The sequence below is a fragment of the Saccharopolyspora gregorii genome (assembly GCF_024734405.1).
Classification (GTDB): Bacteria; Actinomycetota; Actinomycetes; order Mycobacteriales; family Pseudonocardiaceae; genus Saccharopolyspora_C; species Saccharopolyspora_C gregorii.
In genome coordinates this window covers 3,901,133-3,926,949 of record NZ_CP059556.1, presented here as the reverse complement: position 1 = coordinate 3,926,949, position 25,817 = coordinate 3,901,133, and the positions used below count along the sequence as shown (strand labels likewise).

The following is a 25,817-nucleotide window of genomic DNA, read 5'->3' as shown; positions in this document are numbered from 1 at the left end:
CTGCCAACGCGCCCCTCTCGGCGCCGTGAACTGCGGAGACCGCGGGGATCGGTGCCGGGAACATCGGATGACCGAGCGTCGCCGGAAGCGCTTCCAGCGACGATGGCCGTTGGCCACGATTACCGGAACGGAATGGTCTCGCTGCGGGATCTTCCTGTGATCTTCCTTTCCCGTTCGCCGCGGCCGTTTGGCCGAGTCCGCGACGGCTCCATTCGGTGCGACGGTCTCGTCCGCCGGTTTCGGCCGGTCCTGGGATGGAAAGGAATTGGAGAGAGGAAAAGGCCGGTGTCGTCGCCGGTCGGGCGATTCGCCGGAAATTGTGCCCGCCCGCTGATCGAGTCCGGTCGCTCCTGGGATCGGCGCACCCGGAACGTGCGATCCTCACCTCGTCCCGGTCCGGGAATGCCGCGGGCCCGAATGGGCGGAGATCTCCGGGTCGCGAGTCGCGGGCGGTGGGCCGGAACCGCGGTGCGCAACCGGATTCCGCCGTCCCGCGCGGAAACGGGCGCAGGTGAGCGGGGTCGCCTCTGCTGCGGGCCCGTCCGCCGGAGGCTCGGGAGGCGGCAGGCGCTCCCCGCCGGTCCCGGTGCTCCGAGAAGGCGCGAAGCTCGGGCGGCCGGTGGTCTCCGGTCGATTCGGCGGAGTTGCTGGTGATTTCCCTAGAAGTGCGCCTGGTGATTTCCTTAGACGTGCCGGAATGGTGGTTCTGAAGATTGCGAGCGGTTCCGCGCCGTCTCTAGCGTGGTCTCCAGATTGATCCCGATCGGGGAGATCGCTCATTCAGGAGGCGCGTGATGCGAACAGCCGAGCCGCTGCACCGGACCCGCGTGGCGGAGGCGGCGTGAGCGCGGTGCTGTTCCCCGGCCAGGGCTCGCAGCGCCCCGGGATGGGCGCCGAGCTGTTCGAGCGGCACCCCGAGCTCACCGCCCGCGCCTGCGACGTGCTCGGCTACGACCTGCCCGAGCTGTGCGCGCGGAACCCGGACGGTCGCCTGGACGACACCCGCTGCACCCAGCCCGCGCTGTACGTGGTGAACGCGCTGTCCTACGTGGACTCGCTGGAACGCGGTGCGCCGGCAGGGGATTACCTGCTGGGGCACAGCCTCGGCGAGTACAACGCGCTGCACGCGGCCGGTGCCTTCGACTTCGAGACCGGGCTGAAGCTGGTGCTCAAGCGCGGTGAGCTGATGTCCCGCGCCGGTGGTGGCGCGATGCTCGCCGTGCTGGGCACCTCGCGCGCCGAGCTGCGCGCGCTGCTCGTGGAGCACGGGCTCACCGACCTGGACCTCGCGAACATCAACACCGATGCGCAGCTGGTGCTCTCCGGGGAGCGGGAGCGGATCGAGCGCGCCCAGCAGGTCCTCGGCGAGCAGGACGTGCGGGTCGCGCGGCTGAAGGTCTCCGCCGCCTTCCACTCCCGGCACATGGCACCCGCCCGCGACGAGTTCGCCGCGTTCCTCAAGGGATTCCGGTTCGCGCCGCTGCGCGCCACCGTCATCGCCAACCTCACCGCCCGCCCCTACGCCGAGCGGGACCTCGCCGCCACCCTCAGCGAGCAGATCGCCGGGTCGGTGCGCTGGCTCGACAGCGTCCGCTACCTGCTGCGGCACACCGGGCTGGACGACTGCCGGGAAGTCGGCGACACCCAGGTGCTCACCCGCATGGTCCGCCAGATCGAGGCCACCCCGGAGGCCGCGGAACCGCGGCCCCGGCTGTTCTGCGTCGCCTACGCCGGTGGCGACGAACGCGCCTACGCCGGGCTCGCCGAGCACACCGACCTGGACGTGGCGGTGCTGGAACGGCCCGGGCACGGCGCCCGGATCTCCGAACCGCTGCTGACCGACCCCGGCGCCATCGTCGACGACCTGCTGGCGCAGCTGCGCGACCGGCTGGACCGGCCGTACGCGCTGTACGGGCACAGCCTCGGCGCGCGGCTCGCCTTCCTGCTGTGCCACCGGATCCGGGAGGAAGGGCTGCCCGCGCCCGCGCACCTGCTCGTCTCCGGCGAGAGCGGGCCGTCCCTCCCCAGCCGGGAGCGCGACACCTGGCGGCTGCCCACCGCCGAGTTCTGGGCGCACCTGGACCGCCTCGGCGGACTGCCCGCCGAACTGCGCGAGCACGCGGACCTGCTGGCGTTCTACGAGCGCATCCTGCGCGCCGACTTCACCGCGCTCGGCGCCTACCGGCACCCGCGCGTGCCACCGCTGGACGTGCCCATCACCGCGCTCAGCGGCGAGGACGAGTGGTTCACCGGGGACGACATCGGCGCTTGGCAGCGGGAGAGCACCCGGCCGCTGCGCACCCACCGGTTCCCCGGCGACCACTTCTTCATCCGGGAGCAGTGGCCCGCGCTGGCCCGGATCGCCGGTTCCGCGTTCGCCGCGTAGCGGCCGGTTCCGGGACGACCACGACGACGATGCGGAGGACCGCGATGAAGGACGAGTTGAAGGACTACCTCGAAGAGCAGTTCCTGTTCGAGTTCGACGCCGAGACCACCGAGGACACCGACCTGTTCCAGGCCGGGATCCTCGACTCCTTCGGCTACATCTCGCTGATGACGCACATCGAGGAGCGCTACGGCGTGCAGTTCGAGGAGGACGAGCTGCTCGGCAACGTCATGGTGTCGCTCAACGGCATCGCCGCCTTCGTCGACGGTGCCCGCGAGCGGGCGCTCGAAAGCCGGTGACGCCATGTGCGGCATCGCCGGGTTCTACCGCAGCCCGCGCCCTCCGCGGGAGTACGCGGACCTGATGCACGACATGCTCGCCCAGATCGAGCACCGCGGCCCGGACGAGGCGGGCTGCCTGCTCGACGACCGGATCGCGATGGGCACGGTGCGGCTGAGCATCATCGACCTCGCCGGCGGCCAGCAGCCCGTGCTCAGCGCCGACCGGCGATTCCGGTTGTGCTACAACGGCGAGCTCTACAACTACCGGGAGCTGCGCGCCGAGCTGCGGGCGCGCGGTGCCGCGTTCCGCACCGGGTCGGACACCGAGGTGGTGCTGAACGCGTGGGCGGAGTGGGGCCCGGACTGCCTGCCGAAGTTCAACGGGGCGTTCGCGTTCGCCGTGCACGACGCGGTCACCGATGAGCTGCACCTGGCCCGCGACCGGTACGGCAAGCGGCCGCTGTTCGTGGCCCGGCACGACGGCGCCCTGCTGTTCGCCTCCGAGATGAAGGCGTTCCTGGCGTACCCGGGGTTCCGCTTCGAGTTCGACCCGGACCAGCTGGCCTCGCTCTACGCGACCTGGACGCCGCTGCCCGCGCACAGCGGCTACCGCGGGATCGAGCAGGTCCCGATGGGCGAGTACCTGTCGGTGCGCGGTGACCAGGAGCGGCGCGGCCGGTGGGCACCGCTGGACCTGACCCCCGGCCCGGCGCCGGAGTCGGAGCAGGAGGCCGTGGAGCTGGTGCGCGGCGACCTGGAACGCGCGGTGGACGTGCGGCTGCGCAGCGACGTGGAGGTCGGGGTGTACGCCTCCGGCGGCCTCGACTCGTCGATCATCGCGCACCTCGCCGCCCGCCGCACCGACCGTCCACTTCGGACGTTCTCGATCGAGTTCGAGGACGCCGAGTTCGACGAGTCCGCCGAGCAGGACGAGCTCACCGCGCACCTCGGCACCCACCACTCGAAGCTGCGCGTCACCGACGCCGACGTCGCCGAAGCGTTCCCCGACGCCGTCCGGCACGCCGAAGTGCCCGCGTTCCGCACCGCGTTCGTGCCGATGCACCTGCTGTCCCGGCAGGTCCGGCGCGAGGGCATCAAGGTGGTGCTCAGCGGCGAAGGCGCCGACGAGGCGTTCCTCGGCTACGGCATCTTCAAGGACACCCGGCTGCTGTCCGAGTGGGACGCGCTCGACGACGAGACCCGCCGGGAGCGGATGGGGCGGCTCCACCCGTACCTGGCGCACTTCAGCGGCGCCGACGAGCAGCGCCGGATGCTGGGGCTCTACCAGCAGTTCTCCACCGAGCAGCGGCCCGGCCTGTTCTCGCACCAGATGCGGTTCCAGAACGGCCGGTTCGCGGCCCGGCTGCTCGCCGAGCCCGGCGATCCGCTGGCCGCGGTGGAACGGCTCGTCGCCGAGGAACCCGGCTACGCCGAACTGGACCCGGTGCGGAAGGCGCAGTGGCTGGAGTTCCGCACCCTGCTGGCCGGCTACCTGCTGTCCACCCAGGGCGAGCGGATGGCGCTGGCGCACGGCGTGGAGAACCGCTGCCCGTTCCTGGATCCGGCGGTGGTGCGCCGCGCGAACTCGGTCAACGGGCGCTTCGGCGACCCCTACGACGAGAAGCACCTGCTGAAGCTGGCCTACGCGGACGTGCTGCCGGAGCGCATCGTGAAGAAGGGCAAGTTCCCCTACCGCGCGCCGGATTCCGCGGTGTTCGTGCGTTCCCGGCCCGACTACCGGGACCTGCTGCTGGACCCGGACGTGCTCGGCGAGATCCCCGCCCTGGACGCGCGGTTCGTGCGCAAGTTCGTCAACCGCGTCTACGACGCCCCGCCGGAACGCATCGGCACCAAGGAGAACCAGGCGTTCGTGCTGCTGGCCTCCACGGTGTGGCTGCACCACTGGTTCGTGCGCGGGCACGGTCTGAACCGCGATCCCCTGAAGGTGCCCCTGCGGGTCGTCGACGAGCGCACCTGCGCGGCCGCCTGACCTCCGAGTCCCGCGGGCCGCCCCGGTCGGGCGCGCGGGACGGGCACGACCACGACCGGACGAGCCGACGCGGGCCGCAGCGGCACCGGTGCTGAGACGGAGACGACTTCGATGGACCACGGAACCGATGACCACGACATCGCCATCATCGGCACCTCGCTGCGCCTGCCCGGCTCGCGGACGATGGACGAGTTCTGGGAACACCTGGCCGCGGGACGCTCGCTGATCAGCGAGGTCCCGGAGCGGCGCTGGCGCAAGGAGGACCACCTCGGCGACCCGCGCCGCGAGTTCAACAAGACCAGCTGCGCCTGGGGCGGGTTCGTCGACGACGTGGACTGCTTCGACGCCGAGTTCTTCCAGATCTCCCCGCGCGAAGCGCAATCCATGGACCCGCAGCAGCGGATGGCCCTCGAACTCAGCTGGCACGCGGTGGAGGACGCGGGGTACCGGGCGGACCGGCTCGCCGGCTCGGCGACCGGGGTGTTCCTGGGCGTGTGCCACTGGGACTACGCGGAGCTCGTCGAGCAGGAGGTCGCCGAGGTCGACGCCTACTACCCGACGGGCGCGGCCTACGCGATCATCGCGAACCGCGTCTCGCACCACTTCGACTTCCGCGGGCCCAGCGTCGTCAACGACACCGCCTGCGCCAGCTCGCTGGTCGCGGTGCAGCAGGGCGTGCAGGCGCTGCTGACGGGGGACTGCGAGTACGCGCTGGCGGGCGGGGTGAACCTGACCTGGTCGGCGCGGCACTTCATCGCGTTCGCCAAGGCCGGGATGCTCTCCCCGGACGGGAAGTGCCGCGCGTTCGACGCCGGTGCCAACGGGTACGTGCGCGGCGAGGGCGGCGGCGTGGTGCTGCTCAAGCGGGCCGCGGACGCGCGGCGCGACGGCGACCCGGTGCACGCGGTGATCAAGGGCATCGGCAGCAACCACGGCGGGCGCACCAGCTCGCTGACCGTCACCAACCCGGACGCGCAGGCCGAGCTGATCAGCGGCATCTACCGGCGAGCGGGCGTCGCGCCGGAGACGGTGAGCTACGTGGAGACGCACGGCCCGGGCACCCCGGTCGGCGATCCGATCGAGATCCGCGGGCTGAAGAAGGCGTTCGCGGACCTGCGCGGCGGTGCGGAGGTGCCCGCCGAGCACCGCTGCGGCGTCGGCTCGGTGAAGACCAACATCGGCCACCTGGAAGGTGCCGCCGGCGTCGCCGGGATGCTCAAGGTGATCCTCGCGATGCGGCACCGGCAGCTGCCGGGGACGGTGCACTTCCGCAAGCTCAACCCGCTGATCAAGCTCGCGGGCAGCCCGCTGCACGTCGTCGCCGAGCTCACCGACTGGGAGGCGCCCGGGCCGCTGCGGGCGGGCGTGAGCTCCTTCGGCTTCGGCGGCACCAACGCGCACGTGCTGCTCGAATCCGGGGCGGACGTCCCCGCCGACGCGGAGCGGCCGGGCGAGCACTGGCTGCCGGTGTCCGCGCGCGACGAGCAACGGCTGCGGGCGAGCTGCGCGGTGCTCGCGGACTGGGTGCGGCGGCGGGTCGAGCGGGGCGAGCGGCCCGCGCTCGCGGACATCGCCCGCACCCTGCGCGACGGCCGGGTGCCGATGGCCGAACGCGCCGCGTTCCGCGCCACCGACCTGGAGACCTGGGCGGACCAGCTGGAATCCCTCGCCGTCGGGGAACGCCCCGCCGGGTGCGAGCGCGGCCGCGCGGGCGAGGACGTGCCCGCCGGGCTGGACGCCGAGGACCTCGGTGAGCTCGGCGCGCGCTGGCTGGAGCAGGGGCGGTACGACAAGTTCGCCGCCGCCTGGGCCACCGGGCTGCCGGTGGACTGGTCGCAGTGGCCGGCGCAGGGGCGGCGGCTGCACCTGCCGGGCTACGCGTTCGCCCGCACCCCGCACTGGTTCACGCCCACCGCGCCGTCGAACCTGAGCCCGCGGCCCGTCGAAGCCCCGGCCCCGGCGGTGTCCGAGAGCCCCGCGCCCGAGACCGCCGCGTCCGAGACCGCCGCGTCCGAGACCGCCGTGCCCGAGCCCGCCGCGCCCGAGACCGCCGCGCTGGGCGCCGGGGAGCGCTCCGGCGACGACTGGACCTTCCCGGTGCGCTTCGACGACACCCAGGGCTACGTGCGCGACCACGTCGTCGGCGGCACCCGCATCGTGCCGGGCGTGGCCGTGCTGGACCTGGCGCTGGCCGCCGCGCGGGCCGCGGGGCACCGGACGCCGCGGGTGCGCAACGCGGTGTGGATCCGCCCGCTGGCCGTCGGGCCGGACGGGCTGGACGCCCGGCTGCGGCTGACCCCCGGCGGCGACGGGCACGACTACGCGCTCGCCGATGCGGCGGGCGAACCGTACGCGAGCGGCCGCGTCGAACCCGGTGCGGACGCGACGGAATCGGTGGACCTGGCCGAGCTGCGCGCACGGCACCCCCGGGAGCTGGCCGCCGACGCCGGGTACGCGGCGTTGCGGGCCAGCGGCATCGAGCACGGACCCGCGCTGCGCGCGCTGACCTCGGTGCGCACCGGCCCGGACGGGGTGCTGGCGGAGCTGCGGCTGCCCGCAGCGGCGGCGCCCGGGCCGCGGCTGCATCCCGCGATCCTGGACAGCGCGCTGCTCGCCGCGCTCGCGGTCGGCGGCCCGGACGGCGGCTGGCGGGAACCGTCGGCGCCCGCGGTGCCGTTCGCGCTGGACGAGCTGTCCGCGCCCGCCGCGACCACCGCCACCGCGCACGCGTGGCTGCGCCCGGCCGCGGGCGCGCGCGGGCGCGGCAAGGTGGACGTGGACCTGCTCGACGACGCGGGCCGGTTGTGCGTCCGGTTCACCGGCTACACCGCCCGCTCCCTCGGCGGCGAACCGGCCGCGGAACCCGGCCACGACCTGCTGGAGGTCACCGGGAACTGGGTCGAAGCACCGTCCACATCGGAGGGAAGGGCGGGGCCGGTGGTGGTGCTCAACGCCGCCCTGGACGACGACCTGGTGCCCGCGAGCGCGGCTCGGCTCGGCGCGGAGGTGCTGCCGCTGCCGGTGCCCGCCGGGACCACCGACGCGATCGCGATGCGCGCCGCGTTCGAGAGCTGCTACGCGCACCTGCAACGCCTCGGCAAGGGCCGGGTGCTGGTGGTGGCGCCCGGCGAACCGGACTCGCCGGTGTTCGGGCCGCTGGCGGCGCTGCTCAAGACCGCGCGGCTGGAGGACCCGGCGTTCCGCGGCACGCTGGTGCTCCTCGACGGCTTCGACCCGCGCGACGCGGCCCGCTTCGAACGCGCCGTGCACACCGAAGCCGCCACCGAGGACGCCGAGGTCGCGCACACCCGCGACGGGCGGCGGTGGCGCCACGAGACCACCGAGCTCCCGGCCGCAGCGGCGGGGGAGAGCCTGCTGCGCACCGGCGGCGTCTACTGGATCACCGGCGGCGCCGGGGGCATCGGGCGGCTGCTCGCCGAGCACCTGTGCGTCCGGCACGGCGCGACCGTGGTGGTCAGCGGCCGCTCCGAGCAGGCGCCCACCCCGCCGCACGAGCGGGTGCACTACGTGCGGGCCGACGTCACCGACGCCGCGAGCGTCCGGGATGCGGTCCGCACCATCCGCGCCGAGCACGGGCGCCTGGACGGCGTGTTCCACGCGGCCGGGGTGCTCGACGACGGCTACCTCGCCACCAAACCCCTCGCGAGAACCACCGCCGTGCTCGCCCCGAAGGTCGACGGCACCGCGCACCTGGCGGCCGCCACCGAGGACCTCGACCTGGACTTCCTGCTGCTGTTCGGTTCCGTCGCGGGTGCCTTCGGCGGCGCCGCGCAGGCCGACTACGCCGCCGCCAACGCCCACCTGGACGCGTTCGCGCTGCGGCGGCAGGCCACCGGCGCCGAGACCCGCGTGCTGGACTGGCCGCTGTGGGCCGACGGCGGGATGCGGATGGACGCCGCCACCACCGCCTACCTGCGCAAGCGCACCGGCACCGTGCCGCTGCCCACCGAGGCCGGGCTGGCCGCGATCGAGCGGGCGCTGCGCACCGGGTCACCGGTGCGGCGGGTCGTGCTGCACGGGGAGCGCGCGAAGCTGCGGGTGTACGCCGGGCTGGACCGGCCGGTCGCGGCGGTCCCGGCTCCGGCGGCTCCGATGCCGAGGCCGGCGGCTCCGGCCGTCGAGCTCGACGACGCGGAGCTGGCCGAACGCGCCCAGGACTTCCTGCGCGCGGTGTTCGCGGAGGTTACCCGGCAGGACCCGGACGGCATCCTGGCGGACGAGAAGCTGGAGCACTACGGCATCGACTCCATCGCGATCGTCGACCTCACCAGCACCCTGGAGGACTCGTTCGGCTCGCTGCCGAAGACGCTGTTCTTCGAGCACGTGGACCTGCGCGGGGTGGCGGAGTACTTCGTCGCCGAGCACCGGGAGCGGCTGCTGGAACTCGTCGCGCCGGTCGAGTCCACTGTGGAGGCGAGCGACGAGAGCGCTGCCGCGGGATCTGATGCCGCTGGGCCGCAAGGGAGGCCGGTGCTGGAGCCGGCCGTCGCGGCGACGACCAGCACGATCCCGGCCACTCCGGCCGCCGCGATTCCAGCCACCGCCGGAACTTCGGCTACCGCGACTCCGGATTCCGCCGGAAGTCCGGTCGCCGCAACGACTTCATCCATCGCCGCGACCCCCACCGCCACCACGACCCCGCGCCCCGCCGACCCCCGCCACGACCCCGGCCGGCACGACATCGCCGTCGTCGGCATGGCCGGGCGCTACCCCGGAGCGGACACCCTGGAGGAGTTCTGGGACCTGCTCAGCGAAGGCAGGCACAGCTTCGAGACCGTGCCCGCATCCCGCTGGCGCCACGGCGACATCCACTTCGACGAGCGCGACGTGCTCGGCAAGACCGTCGTGCGCACCGGCACCTTCCTGCGCGACGTGGACGCGTTCGACCCGCGCTACTTCAACATCTCCCAGCGCAATGCCGAGATCATGTCCCCGGAGGTGCGGCTGTTCCTGCAGACCGGGGTGACCGCGCTGGAGGACGCCGGGTACTCGCGGGAGACGCTGCGCCGCCGCTACGACGGCGACGTGGGCGTGCTCGTCGGCTCGATGAACAACAGCTACGCCTACTACGGCTTCCAGAACATGCTGCAACGCGGCACCACCACCAGCGGCAGCGAAGTCGGCGTGATGGCGAACATGCTGTCCTACCACTACGGGTTCACCGGCCCGTCGGTGTTCGTGGACACCATGTGCGCCTCGTCCGCGGCGTGCGTGCACCAGGCGGTGCGGCTGCTGCGCGACGGCGAGACCCGGATGGTGGTGGTCGGCGGGATCAACCTGATGCTGCACCCCTACGACCTGATCTCCACCTCGCAGGCGCACTTCACCACCAAGTCCGCCGACGTGGTGCGCAGCTACGGGCTCGGCGCGGACGGCACCATCCTCGGCGAGGGCGTCGGCGCGGTGGTGCTCAAACCGCTCGGCGAGGCCGTCGCCGACGGCGACCACGTGTACGGCGTGATCAAGGGCAGCGGGCTCACCAACGCGGGCGTGCGCAACGGGTTCACCGTGCCCAGCCCGCAGCAGCAGGCCCGCGCCGTCGAACGCGCGCTGGACGACGCCGACGTGGACGCCCGCACCATCAGCTACCTGGAGGGGCACGGTTCGGCGACCTCGCTGGGCGATCCGATCGAGATCAAGGGCGCGAGCCTCGCGTTCGGCCGGGACACCGACGACACCGGGTTCTGCGCGCTGGGCTCGGTGAAGTCGAACGTGGCGCACCTGCTGTCCGGCTCCGGGCTGGTGGGGCTGACGAAGGTGCTGCTGCAGCTGCGGCACCGCACCTTGGCGCCGTCGCTGCACTCCGAGACGCTGAGCCCGGCCATCGACTTCGACGCGACGCCGTTCGCGGTGCAGCGGGAACGCGCCGCGTGGGAACGGCCGGTGGTGCGCGGTGAGCAGGTACCGCGCCGGGCCGGGATCACCTCGATCGGCGCGGGCGGCATCAACGTCCACCTGGTGGTGGAGGAGCACGACGGCACCGTGGTCGCCGCCCCGGACAGCGGCGGGCCGCAGCTGCTGGTGTTCTCCGCGATGACCCCGCAGGCGTTGCGCACGGTGCTCGGCGACCTGCGCGACCACCTGGGATCCGCGCGACCCGGGCTGGACGCGCTGGCCTACGGGTTGCAGACCGGTAAGAACGAGCTGCCGTGCCGGCTGGCGTTCGTGGCCACCGACGCGCGGCACGCGCTGGAGCGGCTCACCGCGCTGTCCGGGGTGGACCTCACCGCCGATGCTCCGGTGCTCCCGGAGGGCGTGGAGTTCGTCGCGAGCACGCTGCGGCAGCGCCGCGCGGCGAACGCCGCCACCGTCGAGCAGGCCGTCGCCGACCGCGACCTGGCCGCGCTCGCCCGGCACTGGTCGCAGGGCGCCGCGGTCGACTGGGACCGGCTGTGGCCGCTCGGCACCCGGCCCGCGAAGCTCTCGCTGCCCGCCTACCCGTTCGAGCGGGTCCGCTGCTGGTACCCCGAGTTCGACGACGCGCCCAGCGTGCTGCGGCCGCTGGCGTTCACCCGCCGCGCACACCCGTGGGTGGGGGAGAACCGTTCCGACCTGCACGGCGTGCGCTACGAGCTGAAGCCGCGCGGCGACGAACTGCTGGACTACGTGCACACCGCGGGCCGCAAGCGGCGGTACGCCACCCTGGCGCTGCTGGACGGCGCGCTGGCCTTCGCCCGGGTCGCCGGGATCGACGGGCCGCTGCGGGTCCGCGACGCCGAGTGGGCGGCGCTGCCCGCGCCCGCCGACGAGACCGAGACGCTGGAATGGCGGCTCGGCGGCGCGTCCGGGGCGCACCGGGTGGAGCTGCGGCACGCCGACGGCACGCCGCGGTTCGCCGCCACCGTCGAAGCCGTTGCGGGACAACGGGTTCCGGACGTCCCGGTGGACGTGCCCGACGAACTCGACCAGGACGGCTTCTACGCGGCGCTGGGCGCAGCGGGGCTCGACGCGCGGCCCTACTCGCGCAGCGTCGAGGGCGTGGCCCGGCTCCGCGACGGGCGGCTGCTGGTGCGCGTCGGCGAGCCCGCGCTGTGCCAGGACCCGCACAAGCGGCACGTGCACGTCCCGGCCTGGGTGCTCGCCGGGGTGCTGCAAGGCGTGCAGCACGCGCTCGGCGACCCCGACGCGACCGCGCTGCGGGTCGCCGAGCTGCACGGCGAGGAGCTGGACCGCACCCGGGTGCTGGTGCTGGACCGGGTCGCCGACGCCGAGTTCCGCATCGACCTGGCCGACGAGCGCGGCCGGGTGCTGGGCCGGATCGACCGGGCCGAGTTCGGGACCGGGGAGCTGCCCGGATCGGTGCGCGGGTCCGCGGTCGCGGTGGTTCCGGCGCTCGCCGCGCCGGTGGCGGACCCGAGCTCGGCCGCTGCGCCCGAGTCCACATCGGACGATGAGTCCCGGTTGGTCCGAGCGTTGCGGGAGACCGTCGCCGACCAGCTCAAGTTCGACCTCGCCGAGATCGACGCCGACACCCACTTCCACGCCTACGGGTTCGAGTCCATCGCCCTCGCCACGCTCGCCACCGAGCTCAACGGCCTGCTCGGCGTGGAGCTGAGCCCGGCGGTGTTCTTCGAGTGCCCGAACATCCGCAGCCTGGCCGAGCACCTCCGCGAGCGGTGGCCGGACCGCGCGGCGGCATCCGAGCAGACCGCGGCGGCACCCGCGCAGGCCGCATCGGCACCAGCGCAGGCGCCTCCGGAGCGCGCTCCCGCGGCCCCGGCTCCGCTCGGCCCGGCGCAGCAGCCTCCCGCAGCCGAGTCCGCCTCGGACGCGGTCGCCGTCGTGGGCGCCGCCGGGCGGTTCCCCGGCGCCGCCTGCCTCGACGAGTTCTGGCAGCGGCTGCGGGCCGGGGACGACCTCGTCACCCCCTACCCGGGCGACCGGTTCGACGAGCGCTACACGGACACCGTGGCCCGCACCGACTTCCCGAAGTTCGCCGGGCAGCTCGCCGACGTGGACCGGTTCGACGCCGGCTTCTTCAACCTGTCCCGACTGGAAGCCGAGCTGATGGACCCGCAGCAGCGGCTCGCGCTGGAGACCACGTGGGCGGCGCTGGAGAACGGCGGGTACGCGCCGGCGCGGCTGCCGGAACGCACCGGCGTCTACTTCGGGGTGTCCGGCAACGACTACCACCAGCTGCTCAACGCCAGCGGCGTCGCGCCCGACGGCTACACCGCCACCGGGAACGCGCACTCGGTGCTGGCCAACCGGATCTCGTTCGTGCTCGACGTGCACGGGCCCAGCGAACCGATCGACACGGCCTGCTCCAGTTCGCTGGTGGCGCTGCACCGGGCGGTGCAGGACATCAGGTCCGGGCGCTGCGAGATGGCGCTCGCCGGTGGGGTGAACCTGCTGCTCAGCGTCGACACCTTCGCCGCCACCCAGCAGACCGGGATGCTCAGCCCGGACGGCCGGTGCAAGACCTTCGCCGCGGACGCCGACGGCTACGTGCGCGCCGAAGGCGTCGCGGTGGTGCTGCTCAAGCCGCTGGCGGCCGCGGTCCGCGACGGCGACGCGATCTGGGGCGTGGTGCGCGGCAGCGCCGAGAACCACGGCGGCCGGGCCGGATCGCTCACCGCGCCCAACGGCGTGGCGCAGGCCGCGCTGGTGCGGGAGGCGATGGGCGAGCTCGACCCCGGCAGCATCGGCTACGTCGAAGCGCACGGCACCGGCACCGCCCTCGGCGACCCGGTGGAGGTTAACGCGCTCGCCACCGCCTACCGCGACCTCGGCGGGCCCGGCCCGGACGGGCGGCCGTGGGCACTGGGTTCGGTGAAGACGAACATCGGGCACGCCGAATCGGCCGCGGGCCTGGCCGGGGTGCTCAAGGTGCTGCTGGCGATGCGGCACCGGGAGCTCCCGCCGACGCTGCACTGCGACCGGCTCAACCCGCACCTGCCGCTGTCCGGCGGCGAGTTCGAGGTGGTGCGCCGCGGTCAGGTCTGGGAGCCGCGCGCCGACGCGAACGGTCGGGCGTGGCCGCTGCGGGCCGGGGTGAGCAGCTTCGGCTTCGGCGGCGCCAACGCGCACGTCGTCCTCGAAGCACCGCCGCGACCGCGGCGCACCCCGGCCGACGGCGGACCGCAGGCCGTGCTGCTGTCCGCCCGCGACGACGAACGGCTGCGGGAGGCCGCGCGGCGGCTGCGGGACCACCTGCGCGGCGCCCCGGCCACCGAGCTACCGGAGCTCGCGCACACCCTGCAGGTCGGCCGGGAGGCGATGGAACGGCGGCTCGGACTGGTCGCCGGCAGCGTCGAGCAGCTGGCCGGCGCCCTGGACCGCTACCTGGCCGGGGACAGCAGCGGGCTGCACGTGGGCGGTGTCCCGCGCTCCCGCGGCACCGGGGTGCGGCGCGGCACCGCGCACTCCCCGGAGGTGGCCAGGGCGCTGCGGGACGGGCGGCTCGACGAGGTCGTGCGGCTGTGGTGCGACGGGTCCGATGTGGACTGGTCGGTGCTGCACCCGGCGGGTACCGGCGTGGTCCGGCTGCCGGGCTACCCGTTCGCCCGGGAGCGGTACCGGGTGCCGGACTCCGCTCCCGGGAACCACTGGAACGACCGGGAAAACCCCGGTGCGCGGCGGGGAACCGGTTCGGTTGTGCGGAAAACCGCAGCGCTCGCGGAGGAAACTGCGGTGGTGGACGGGAGATCCCCGGAGGCCGGGTTCGACACCGGTGCCTACGCGGCGCTGCTGGACGCGGTCCTCGACGACCGCCTCGGACCGGACGCCCTCAGCGATGCCTGACCACGAGCCCGCGCCACCGCGCCCCCGAACGGAGCCCCACGTGAGTCGACCGATCCTCCGCCTGCCGATCTGGCGCGACGCACCGGCGCGGCCCGGCGCCGAACCGGTCGCCGCCCGGCGGCTCGTCGTGCTCTGCGACGTCCCCGGCACCGAGGCCGCCGCGCTGCGGTCCGCCGCGGTGTCGGTGGCGCAGGTGGACGGTCGCGCGGACGGTGCCGCCGCGGGCTTCGAGCACGCCGCCACCCGACTGCTCGGCGAACTCCAGCGGGTGCTCACCGCGGGCGGCCCGTGCCACGTGCAGGTCGTGTGCCCGGCGGGCACCGCGACCGGGTACGCCGGACTCGTCGGGCTGCTGCGCACCGCGTCCCAGGAGGACCCGGGGCTGCGCGGGCAGCTCGTCGAGTTCGACCGGGTCCCCGCCGGGCCGGAACTCGCGCGGGTGCTGGCCGCCGAGCTCGGATCCGCCGACGAGCACGTCCGGTACGACGGCGGCCGCCGCCGGGTGCGGGACTGGGAACCCGTGTCGCGACCGGACGCGCCGGTGCCGTGGAAGTCCGGCGGCGTCTACTTGCTCACCGGGGGAGCGGGCGGTCTCGGCGGGCTGCTCGCCGCCGACGCCGCCCGGCACGCCCCCGGCGCGCACCTGGTGCTGTGCGGGCGGTCCGAGTCGCGGGAGGTGCCGCACGGCGAGTACCGGCGCCTCGACGTCACCGACCGCGCCGCCGTCGCCGCACTCGTCGCCGACGTGGTGCGCGCGCACGGCCGGCTCGACGGCGTGCTGCACGCCGCCGGGCTGGTCGAGGACGACTACCTCATCCGCAAGTCCTTCCAGCAGGCGCAGCGGGTGCTGGCGCCGAAGGTCGCCGGGCTGGTGCACCTGGACGAGGCCACCCGCGACCTGCCGCTGGACTTCTTCGCCGCGTTCTCCTCCGGCGCCGGGACGCTCGGCAACCCCGGGCAGGGCGACTACGCCGCCGCGAACGGCTTCCTGGATGCCCACCTGGCGCACCGCGCCGAGCTCGTCGCCGCAGGCACCCGCTCCGGGACCAGCACCTCGATCGGCTGGCCGCTGTGGCAGGACGGCGGGATGCGGGTCGCCGCCGAGGAGGTCCCGGCGCTCACCGCCCGCTTCGGGCACCCGCTCGCGACCGGCACCGCGCTGCGCGCCCTGCGCGAGGCGCTGGCCGTCGGAGCACCCCAACTGCTGGTCATCGACGAGGAGGGCGACGTGCCGGAGCGACCGGGAGAACTGCGGGCGGCGGTGCTGCCCGCGCTGAAGGAGCTGGTCGCCGCGACGGTGCGGCTGGACCCGGCGAAGCTCGACGCGGCCGCGCCGCTGGACTCGTTCGGCATCGACTCGCTGGCCGTGACCCGGCTGAACCGGGCCTTCGCGCGCTGGTTCGGGGCGCTGCCGAAGACCCTGCTCTACCAGCACCCGACGCTGCACGACCTCGCCGGGCACCTCGCGGAACGGGACCCGGAGGGGTGCAGGCGGTGGCTCGCGGACAGCGCGCCCGAGCAGCCGGTGGCCGACACCGGCCCGGCCAGCGCCGAACCGGCCGGAGCCGAGTCGACCAGAGCCGAGTCGACCAGCGCCGTACCGGCCCGCACCGGTCCGGCCAGCGTCGAGTCGGCCCGCGCCGAACCGGCCAGCACTGAGTCGGCCGGCGCCGAACCGCGGCCCGCCCGCCCGCTCGACCCCGCCGAACCCATCGCGATCATCGGCCTCACCGGCCGCTACCCCGACGCCCCGACCCTCGACGAGTTCTGGCACAACCTGCGCACCGGGCGCGACAGCGTCCGCGAGATCCCCGCCGAGCGCTGGTCGCTGGACGGCTTCCACGAACCCGACGCGCAACGCGCCGTGCAGCGGGGCGCCAGCTACGGCAAGTGGGGCGCGTTCCTGGACGACTTCGACCGCTTCGACGCCGCCTTCTTCGGCATCGCCCCCCGCGAGGCCGCCGACGTGGACCCGCAGGAACGGTTGTTCGTGGAAGCGGCCTGGTCGGTGCTGGAGGACGCCGGTTACACCCGGGCGCGTCTCGCCGACCGGCACGGCGGCCGCGTCGGCGTGTTCGCCGGGATCACCAAGAACGGCTTCGACCGGACCGGTCAGCGCACGGACGCGGCGCCGCGGACCTCGTTCGCCTCGCTGGCCAACCGCGTCTCCTACCTGCTGGACCTGCGCGGGCCGAGCATGCCGATCGACACCATGTGCTCGTCCTCGCTGACCGCGATCCACGAGGCATGTGAGCACCTGCGTCACGGCGACTGCGAACTGGCCATCGCCGGGGGCGTGAACCTCTACCTGCACCCGTCGACCTACGTGGAGCTGTGCCGCTCCCGGATGCTCGCCTCCGGGCCGGCGTGCCGCAGCTTCGGCGACGGCGGCGACGGTTTCGTGCCCGGAGAAGGAGTCGGGGCGGTGCTGCTCAAACCGCTGTCGCGGGCGGAGGCCGACGGCGACCCGATCCGCGCGATCGTGCTCGGCTCCGCCATCGGTCACGGCGGCCGGAGCAACGGCTACACCGTGCCGAATCCGCGTGCGCAGGCGGCCGTGGTGCGCGAGGCGCTGGACCGCGCGGGCGTCTCCGCCGGAGAAGTGGGTTACCTGGAGGCGCACGGCACCGGCACCAGGCTCGGCGATCCGATCGAGGTCGAGGGGTTGACCGAGGCGTTCGCCGGGCAGGCCGAGCGGTGCGCGCTGGGCTCCGCCAAGTCCAACATCGGCCACCTGGAAGCGGCGGCGGGCATCGCCGGGCTCACCAAGGCCGTGCTGCAGCTGGAGCACGGCGCGTTCGCGCCCACGCTGCACGCCGAGCGGCCCAACCCCGACATCGACTTCGCCACCACCCCGTTCGTCCTGCAGACCACCGCCGCCGACTGGCCGGCCGCGGACGACCGGTCGCGGATCGCGGGGGTGTCCTCGTTCGGCGCGGGCGGTGCCAACGCGCACCTGGTGCTCGCCGAGCACCGGACCGGGCCCGTCGGCCCGGTCGAGCCGCACGCGGTGCTGCTGCCGCTGTCCGCCCGCACGACCGAGGACCTGCTGGCCCGCGCCGCGCGGCTCGCCGGGTGGCTGGACGCCGCCGCGGACCCGGACCTGCCCGCCATCGCCGCGACCCTGCAGCTCGGGCGTGAGCCGATGGACGAGCGGGTGTGCTTCCTCGCGAGCACCGCTGCCGAGTTCCGCGGGCGGCTGCGCGACTTCCTCGCCGACCCCGACGGCGGCGGGCCGTGGCACCGCGGCCGGGTCCGCGCCGCCCGGGAGACGCTGAACGCGTTGGCGGGCAAGGAAGAACTGCGCGCGCTCGTCGCGGAGTGGATCGCCCGGGGCGAGCTGGGCGAGCTCGCCGCGTTCTGGGCGAAGGGCATGCCGCTGGACTGGACCGCGCTGCGGCCGGTCGAGCGGCGGGTGCATCTGCCGGCCTACCCGTTCGCGGGGCGCCGGTTCCCGCTCGGGGGCGCCGACGACGCCCGCGCGGAGAACTCGTCACCCGCGAACGCCACCGCTGCGAACGACCTCACTGAGCAGGGCACCGCTGCGAACGACACCGCTGAGCAGGGCACCGCGGCGAACGGCACCGCCGGGGGAGACCTCGTCGAGCAGGGCACCGCCGCGAGCACTCCCGAGCGGCCCGCGGCCTCGCCCGCCGAGGTGGAGCGGGTGCTGCTCGACGCGGTCGGCGAGGCACTGGACATGCCGGTCGCCGAGATCGATCGGCGCCGCCCGTTCGCCGACCACGGCCTGGACTCCATCCTCGGCGTCGACCTGGTGCACACCCTCAACGCGGCCTTCGGCACCGAGCTGGAGACCACCGACCTGTTCGACCACGGCAGCGTCGAACGGTTGCGGGCCCACCTGCTCGACACCTACGGCACGGCGCTGCGCTCGCCCGGGGCCGAGCGGGACGAGACCACGACCGGCCCGGGATCCCCCGCCGGAACGGGGAGCACCGCCGCGGCGGCAGCGGACTCCGCCGCCGGGCAGCAGGAGGCGATCGCCGTCGTCGGCATGGCCGCCCGCTACGCCGACGCCGAAGACCCGCACGCCCTCTGGGACCACCTCGTCGCGGGCGCGGACCTGCTCGAACCCGTCACCCGCTGGCAGCTCGGCCCCGAGATCACCTGCCGCTCCGGCAGCTTCCTGCGCGGCATCGACCGGTTCGACCCGGTGTTCTTCGCGATGTCCGGCGTCGAAGCCACCTACACCGACCCGCAGCAGCGGATCTTCCTGGAGCAGTGCTGGAACGCCCTCGAAGACGGCGGCTACACCGGCGAACGGCTGCGCGAGCGCAACTGCGGCGTGTACGTCGGCTGCTACACCGGCGACTACCACGACCACCTCGACGACGCCCCGCCCGCGCAGGCGCTGTGGGGCACGATGGGTTCGGTCGTCGCCTCCCGCATCGCCTACCAGCTGGACCTGCGCGGACCGGCGCTGACCACCGACACCTCCTGCTCCAGTTCGCTGGTGGCGCTGCACCTGGCCTGCCGGGACCTGCGCTCCGGCGCGACCGACCTGGCGATCTCCGGTGGCGTGTTCGTGCAGACGACGCCGCGGCTGTACCGCTCGGCGAGCCGCGCCGGGATGCTGTCGCCGACCGGGCGCTGCCACGGCTTCGACGCCCGCGCCGACGGGTTCGTGCCCGGGGAGGGCGCGGGCGCGGTGCTGCTGAAGCGGCTCGCCGACGCCGAACGCGACGGCGACCACGTGTACGGGCTGATCCGCGCCACCGGCATCAACCAGGACGGCACCACCAACGGCCTCACCGCGCCCAGCGCCGCCTCCCAGGAGCGGCTGCTGCGCGAGGTGCACGCCGAGGCCGGGATCGAACCCGGCGGCATCCAGCTGGTGGAGGCGCACGGTACCGGCACCCAGCTCGGCGACCCCATCGAGTTCCGCGCGCTCACCCGCGCCTTCGCCGGCGCCCCCGCCGGATCGGCCTCGCTGGGCACCATCAAGAACAACCTGGGCCACACCCAGTTCGCCGCCGGGATCGCCGGGGTGCTGAAGTCGCTGCTGGCGCTGCGGCACCGGCGGATCCCCGGCTGGCCCGGCTTCGGCGAGCCGAACGCGGCGCTCGCCCTCGACGGCGGCCCGTTCCGCATCGACCGGCACACCCGCGACTGGCCGGAACCCCCGTCAGGGCCGCGCCGCGCCGCGGTGAGCTCGTTCGGCGCCAGCGGCACCAACGCGCACGTGGTGCTGGAGGAGCACCGCGGCGCACCGGTCGCCGTCACCCCCGGCGAGCACGCGTTCCTGCTCTCGGCGCGCACTCCGACCGCGCTGCGCGAGGTGGTGCGGCGGCTGCTCGCACACCTCGACCGGGAGCCGGGCCTGCCGGCCGGAGCCGTCGCGCACAGCCTCGCCGCCGGGCGCGCGCACTTCCCGCACCGGCTGGCCACGACCGCCGCCGACCTGCCCGCGCTGGCCGAGCGGTTGCGCGGCTGGCTCGACGGGACCGCCGGGACCGAGGTGCTGGTGGGGGAGACCGCCGCCGATCCGCGGCCCGCCGACGGGGACCGCGCGCTCGCCCCGCAGGGGCTCGCGTGGGCGTACGTGCGCGGCGAGGTGGACCGGTTCTCCGCGAGCTTCCCGTCCGCCGCGCGCCGCCAGATGCCGCTGCCGACCTACCCGTTCGAGCGGCAGCGGTACTGGATCGAACGGCCGGCCGCGACGGGCTTCGGCGCACCCGCCGCCACCGCCCCGGCGGAGCGGGCCGTCGCCGTGCCCGTGGCACCGCGGAGCGCGCAGGCCACCGCCCGGACCGCGGAGGTCACCGCCCCGGTGAACCCCGCCTACTGCACCCGGCTCACCGGCGACGAGTTCTTCCTCGCCGACCACCACGTCAACGGCCGGGCCGTGCTGCCGGGTGTGCTCTCGCTGGAGTTCGCGCACCGCGCCATCACCGGCGACCGCACCGCCCCGCTGCGGCTGCGCGACGTGGTGTGGCCCGCGCCGTTCCCCGTCGCCGACGGCGGCGCGGAACTGGCGGTGCGCCTCGACGGCGACGCGTTCCGGGTGCTGCGCGACGGCACCGAGGTGCACGCCCAGGGGCGCATCGCGGAACCCGCCGCCGCGCAACCGGAATCCCTCGACGTGCTGCGCGCCCGCTGCTCCCGCCGCACCCTCACCCGGCAGCAGTGCCACGACGCGCTGGAGGCCGTCGGCATCCGGCACGGCGACCGGCTGCGCGCCGTGCAAGGTCTGTCCATAGGGGACGGTGAGGTGCTGGCCCGGCTGGAACTGCCCGCGGACACCGGTGATCCCGGCGAGTTCGCGCTGCACCCGGCGATGCTGGACGGCGCCGTCCAAGCCGTCGTCGGCCTGCACGGCGACGCCACCGGCGCGCTTGCCGAACGCCGCGGCGCCCCCGCGCTGCCGTTCGCGCTGGAGCACGTCGACCTCTTCACCCCCACCACCGCGCGCATGTGGGCACACCTGCGCCACACCGCGGGCTACGAGCCCGCCCCCGACCGGGACGTGACCAAAGTGGACATCGATCTCTACGACGACGGCGGCCGGCTCAGCGCCAGCCTGCGCGGCTACGCCTCCCGCCAGGTGACCGGTGCGGAGGAACCCCTCGCCACGCTGCTCGCCCCGGCCTGGGACGCGCTGCCCGCGGACGAGGACGCGCCGCTCTGGCCGGCGCCGCAGGCCCGGGTGGTGCTCGCCGGTGGCACCCCCGAGGAGCAGGCGGAGCTGCGCCGCCACCACCCGGGCGCCACCGTCCTCGACGTCCCCGCCGACGCGACCGTCGAGCAGCTCACCGGACTGCTGCCCGCCGAGGTCGAGCACGTGTACTGGACCGCCCCGGCGACCGACCGGCCCGAGGAGGCACCGGTAGCGCTGTTCCGCCTGGTCAAGGCGCTGCTGGCCGGAGGCGCCGACGCCCGAGGGCTCGGCCTCACCGCGCTCACCCGGCGTGCGCGGCTGCTGCCCGGCGACACCGGATCCGATCCGGCGCAGGCCGGGGTGCACGGGCTCCTCGGCACCCTCGCCAAGGAGTACCCGCACTGGCAGGTCCGGGGCGCCGACCTCGACGGACCGGTGCCGTGGTCGGAGGTGCGCGCGCTGCCTGCCGACCCGAACGGCGAAACCCTCGCGCACCGGCACGGCGAGTGGTACCGCCAGCGCCTGCTCGAAGTTCCCGCGCCCGGCACCACCGCCGCGCCCCCGCGGCCCGGCGGCGTCGTCGTCGCCATCGGCGGCGCGGGCGGCATCGGCCAGGTGTGGACCGAGCACCTGCTGCGCCACCACGGCACGCAGGTCGTGTGGCTCGGCCGCCGCCCGCAGGACGCCGAGATCACCGCCAAGCAGGACGAACTCGCCGCGCACGGCCCGCGCCCCGACTACGTGCGGGCCGACGCCACCGACCGGGACGCGCTCGCCCGCGCCCGCGACGAGATCGTGCGCAGGCACGGCCCCATCACCGGGGTGCTGCACTCGGCGATCGTCCTCGGCGACCAGACCCTCGCCCGGATGGACGAGGAGCGGTTCCGCACCACCTTCGCCGCCAAGGCCGACGTGACGGTCAACCTCGCCGAGGTGTTCGCGGGTCAGCCGCTGCGGTTCGCCGCGTTCTTCTCCTCGATGCAGGCGTTCTTCAAGGCGCCCGGCCAGGCGAACTACGCGGCGGGCTGCACCTTCGCCGACGCCTGCGCCGAAACGCTCCAGGAGCGCCTGGGCTGCCCGGTGAAGGTGCTGAACTGGGGCTACTGGGCGGGCGTCGGCATCGTCACCGCCGACGGCTACCGGCAGCGGATGGCGCAGCTCGGGCTCGGCTCCATCGAACCCGAGGAGGGGATGGCCGCGTTCGACGCGCTGCTGGCCTCCCCGCACCCGCAGCTGGCGCTGCTCAAGGCCACCGACACCCGCAGCATCGACGGCCGCTACTCCGCGGACGCGCTGACCCACCTGCCCGCCACCACCCCGTCGCTGATCGAGGCCCTGCGCGAGGACAGGCCCGACCGGCGCGACGAGGTGGCGCGGCTGCGGGCGGGCGCCGACGGGCACGCCGGGTCGATGCACGACGCGCTGGTGCGGATCACCTGGGCGCTGCTGCGCTCGCTCGGGCTGTTCGCCGAGGACCGCGCCGCCACCGCCGCCGAATGGCGCGCTGTCGGCGGCGTGCAGGACCGCTACCAGCGGTGGATGGAGCACAGCCTCACCGTGCTCACCGAATCCGGGCACCTGCGCCACGACGGCGACGGCCGCTACGCCCGCACCGACGGCCGCCCCGTCGACCTGGACGCGGCCTGGGCGAACTGGGACCGGGACAAGGACCGCTGGCTCGCCGAGGACGCCAAGCGCGCCCAGGCGGTGCTGGTGGACACCACGCTGCGGGCGCTGCCGGACGTCCTCACCGGGCGCCGCCCCGCCACCGACGTGATGTTCCCCGGCACCTCGCTGCACCTCGTCGAGGCCGTGTACAAGAACAACCCGGTCGCCGACCACTTCAACGACGTGCTCGCCGACACCCTCGTCGACTACCTGCGGCGGCGGCTGGAGCAGGACCCCGGCGCGCGGCTGCGCATCCTGGAGATCGGGGCCGGTACCGGCGGCACCAGCGCCGTCGTGTTCCGCCGGTTGCGGCCGTGGGCCGAGCACGTCGAGACCTACCGCTACACCGACATCTCGAAGGCGTTCCTGCTGCACGCCAAGAAGACCTACGGCCCGATCGCGCCCTACCTGGACGGCCGGATCTTCAACGCGGAGCAGCCGCTCGCCGGCCAGGACACCGACCCCGGCCAGTTCGACGTGGTCATCGCCACCAACGTGCTGCACGCGACCCGCAACATCCGGAACACGCTGCGCAACGCGAAGGCCGCGGCCCGGCCGAACGGGGTGCTGCTGCTCAACGAGCTGTCCGACAACATCGTGTTCAGCCACCTCACGTTCGGGCTGCTGGACGGCTGGTGGCTCTACGACGACCCGGCGCCGCGCATCGCCGGATCCCCCGGGCTGTCCCCGCGGAACTGGACGCGGCTGCTGGCCGAGGTCGGGTTCCGCGGCGCGTTCGTCGGCGCCGAGGGGGCCGACGACCTCGGCCAGCAGGTGATCGTGGCGGAGAGCGACGGCGTGGTGCGCCAGCCGCGCGAGAGCTCCGCGTTCCGCGGGGTGCTGGCCGACGCGGCACCGGGGCGCTCGGCAGCCGCGCCCGAACCGGTCGAAAACCCCGCAGTGGCGGCGGAAACTCGTTCGTCCGATGTGGATGGTGAGCGGAGAGTGCGGGATGCCGCCGCCGACTACTTCCGGGGACTGGTCGCCGAGACGCTGCAGCTGCCCGTCTCCGACATCCGCTCCGACGTGTCCTTCGACCGCTACGGCATCGACTCCATCCTGGTGGTGCAGTTGACCGACGCGGTGCGGCGGGTGCTCGACGGGGTGGGCAGCACGCTGTTCTTCGAGGTCCGCGACGTGGACGGGCTGGTGGCGCACTTCCTGCGCACCCAGCCGGCGGCGCTGGCCGCGCTCGTCGGGGTGTCCGCGGAGGAGGAACCGGCGGCCGCGGCCGTCCAGGCACCGGCCGACACCGCGAGTCCGGCCGCTGCGAGCCCGGCCACCACGAGCCCGGCCACCACGAGCCCGGCCACCACGAGCCCGGCCACCGTGAGTCCGGCCGCTGCGACTTCGGGCACCGCGAGCCCGGCCACCGCCACGTCGCCCGTCGTCACCTCGCTCGCCGCCGCTCCGGCCGCCGCCGAGCCGGTGCCCGCCGAGCACGGCACCGCCATCGCCGTCGTCGGCATGGCCGGGCGCTACCCGGGAGCCCGCGACCTCGACGAGTTCTGGGCGAACCTGCTCGCCGGCCGGGACGGCATCACCGAGATCCCGGTGGACCGCTGGGACCACGACCGCTACTTCGACGAGCGGCCCGGCGTGCCCGGCAAGACCTACGCCAAGTGGGGCGGTTTCCTGGACGGCGTCGACGAGTTCGACCCGCTGTTCTTCGGCATCTCCCCGAAGGCGGCGTCCACGATGGACCCGCAGGAGCGGCTGTTCCTGCAGACCGCGTACTCGGCGCTGGAGGACGCCGGCTACACCCGCGACGCGCTGCGCGCCGCGGCCCGGGCGCGGGTGGGCGCCGACGCCGGGGACGTGGGCGTGTTCGTCGGTGCCATGTACTCCGAGTACCAGCTGCACGGCGCCGAGCGGACCGCGCTGGGCGACCCGGTGGTGGTGCCCGGCAGCCTCGCCTCCATCGCCAACCACGTCTCGTACTTCTTCGACGCGGGCGGCCCGAGCATCGCCGTCGACACCATGTGCGCCTCGTCGCTCACCGCGATCCACCTGGCCATCGCCGCGCTGGAACGCGGGGAGTGCGGGGTGGCGCTGGCCGGGGGCGTGAACCTGTCGCTGCACCCGAGCAAGTACCTGATGATCGGCGAGAGCCGGTTCGCGGCGAGCGACGGGCGCTGCCGCAGCTTCGGCGAAGGCGGTGACGGCTACGTGCCCGGCGAGGGCGTCGGTGCCGTGCTGCTGCGGCCGCTGGCCGACGCGCTCGCCGACGGGGACCGGGTGCTCGGCGTGATCCGCGGCAGCGCCGTCAACCACGGCGGGCACACCCACGGCTTCACCGTGCCGAACCCGAACGCGCAGGCCGCGGTGATCCGCCGCGCCTGGCGCGAGTCCGATGTGGACCCGCGCCGCATCGGTTACCTGGAGGCGCACGGCACCGGCACCTCGCTGGGCGACCCGATCGAGATCGCCGGGCTCTCCGCCGCGTTCGCCGAGTTCACCGACGACCGCGAGTTCTGCGCCATCGGCTCCGCCAAGTCCAACATCGGGCACCTGGAGTCGGCCGCCGGGATCGCGGGCCTGAGCAAGCTGCTGCTGCAGCTGCGCCACGGCACCCTGGTGCCCTCGCTGCACGCCGAGCGCACCAACCCGGACATCGACTTCCCGCGGACCCCGTTCGTGCTGCAGCGCGAGGCCGCACCGTGGGAGCGCGACGGCGACGCACCGCGGCTGGCCGGGCTCTCCGCGTTCGGCGCGGGCGGCGCCAACGCGCACCTGATCGTCGAAGAACACCTCGCTCCCGAGCCGGCGCCGCGTGCCGTGGAACCGGTCGTGGTGGTCCTCTCGGCCGCCGACCCGGAGCGGCTGCGGGAATCCGCCGGCCGGTTGCGGGACGCGCTGCGCGCGGGGGAGTGGTCCGACGCCGACCTCGCCGACCTCGCCTACACCTTGCAGGTCGGCCGGGAGACGATGCGCGCCCGGTTCGCCGTGGTGGTGCGGGACCTGCACTCGCTGATCGAGGCGTTGGACACCTGCGCGCGCGGCGGGATGCCCCCGGGCGGGCACGTGCGCGACGGCGAGACCGGTGCCGCGCAGGGCTTCCTCGCCGACGAGGACTTCCAGGAGACCGTGCTGCGCTGGGTGCGGCGC

General features: G+C 74.6%; 5 protein-coding genes (1 of these 5 cut by a window edge). All 5 read left to right on the top strand.

The features are described from left to right. Positions 1 to 841: 841 nt before the first annotated feature. Positions 842 to 2,386 (top strand): ACP S-malonyltransferase, encoded by a 1,545-nt coding sequence (fabD, locus tag H1226_RS16925; RefSeq protein WP_258341597.1) that lies wholly within the window; start codon positions 842 to 844, stop codon positions 2,384 to 2,386. Positions 2,387 to 2,430: 44 nt separating this feature from the next. After that, the gene (locus H1226_RS16920) at positions 2,431 to 2,685 is read left to right on the top strand and encodes an acyl carrier protein (protein WP_258341596.1); all 255 of its coding nucleotides are present in this window, start codon (positions 2,431 to 2,433) and stop codon (positions 2,683 to 2,685) included. Positions 2,686 to 2,689: 4 nt separating this feature from the next. Beyond that, complete coding sequence (asnB, locus tag H1226_RS16915; protein WP_258341595.1) at positions 2,690 to 4,657, top strand: asparagine synthase (glutamine-hydrolyzing); 1,968 nt, start codon at positions 2,690 to 2,692, stop codon at positions 4,655 to 4,657. A gap of 111 nt (positions 4,658 to 4,768) precedes the next feature. Further along, a complete protein-coding gene (locus H1226_RS16910) occupies positions 4,769 to 14,422 on the top strand; it encodes an SDR family NAD(P)-dependent oxidoreductase (RefSeq protein WP_258341594.1) in 9,654 nt (3,217 codons plus the stop codon). Positions 14,423 to 14,462: 40 nt separating this feature from the next. Next, positions 14,463 to 25,817: the 5' end (the start) of an SDR family NAD(P)-dependent oxidoreductase gene (locus tag H1226_RS16905; protein ID WP_258341593.1), read on the top strand. 13,173 nt of this gene lie beyond the right edge of the window; 11,355 of the gene's 24,528 nt are visible here — the first part of the coding sequence; its start codon is at positions 14,463 to 14,465; its stop codon lies beyond the right edge, outside the window.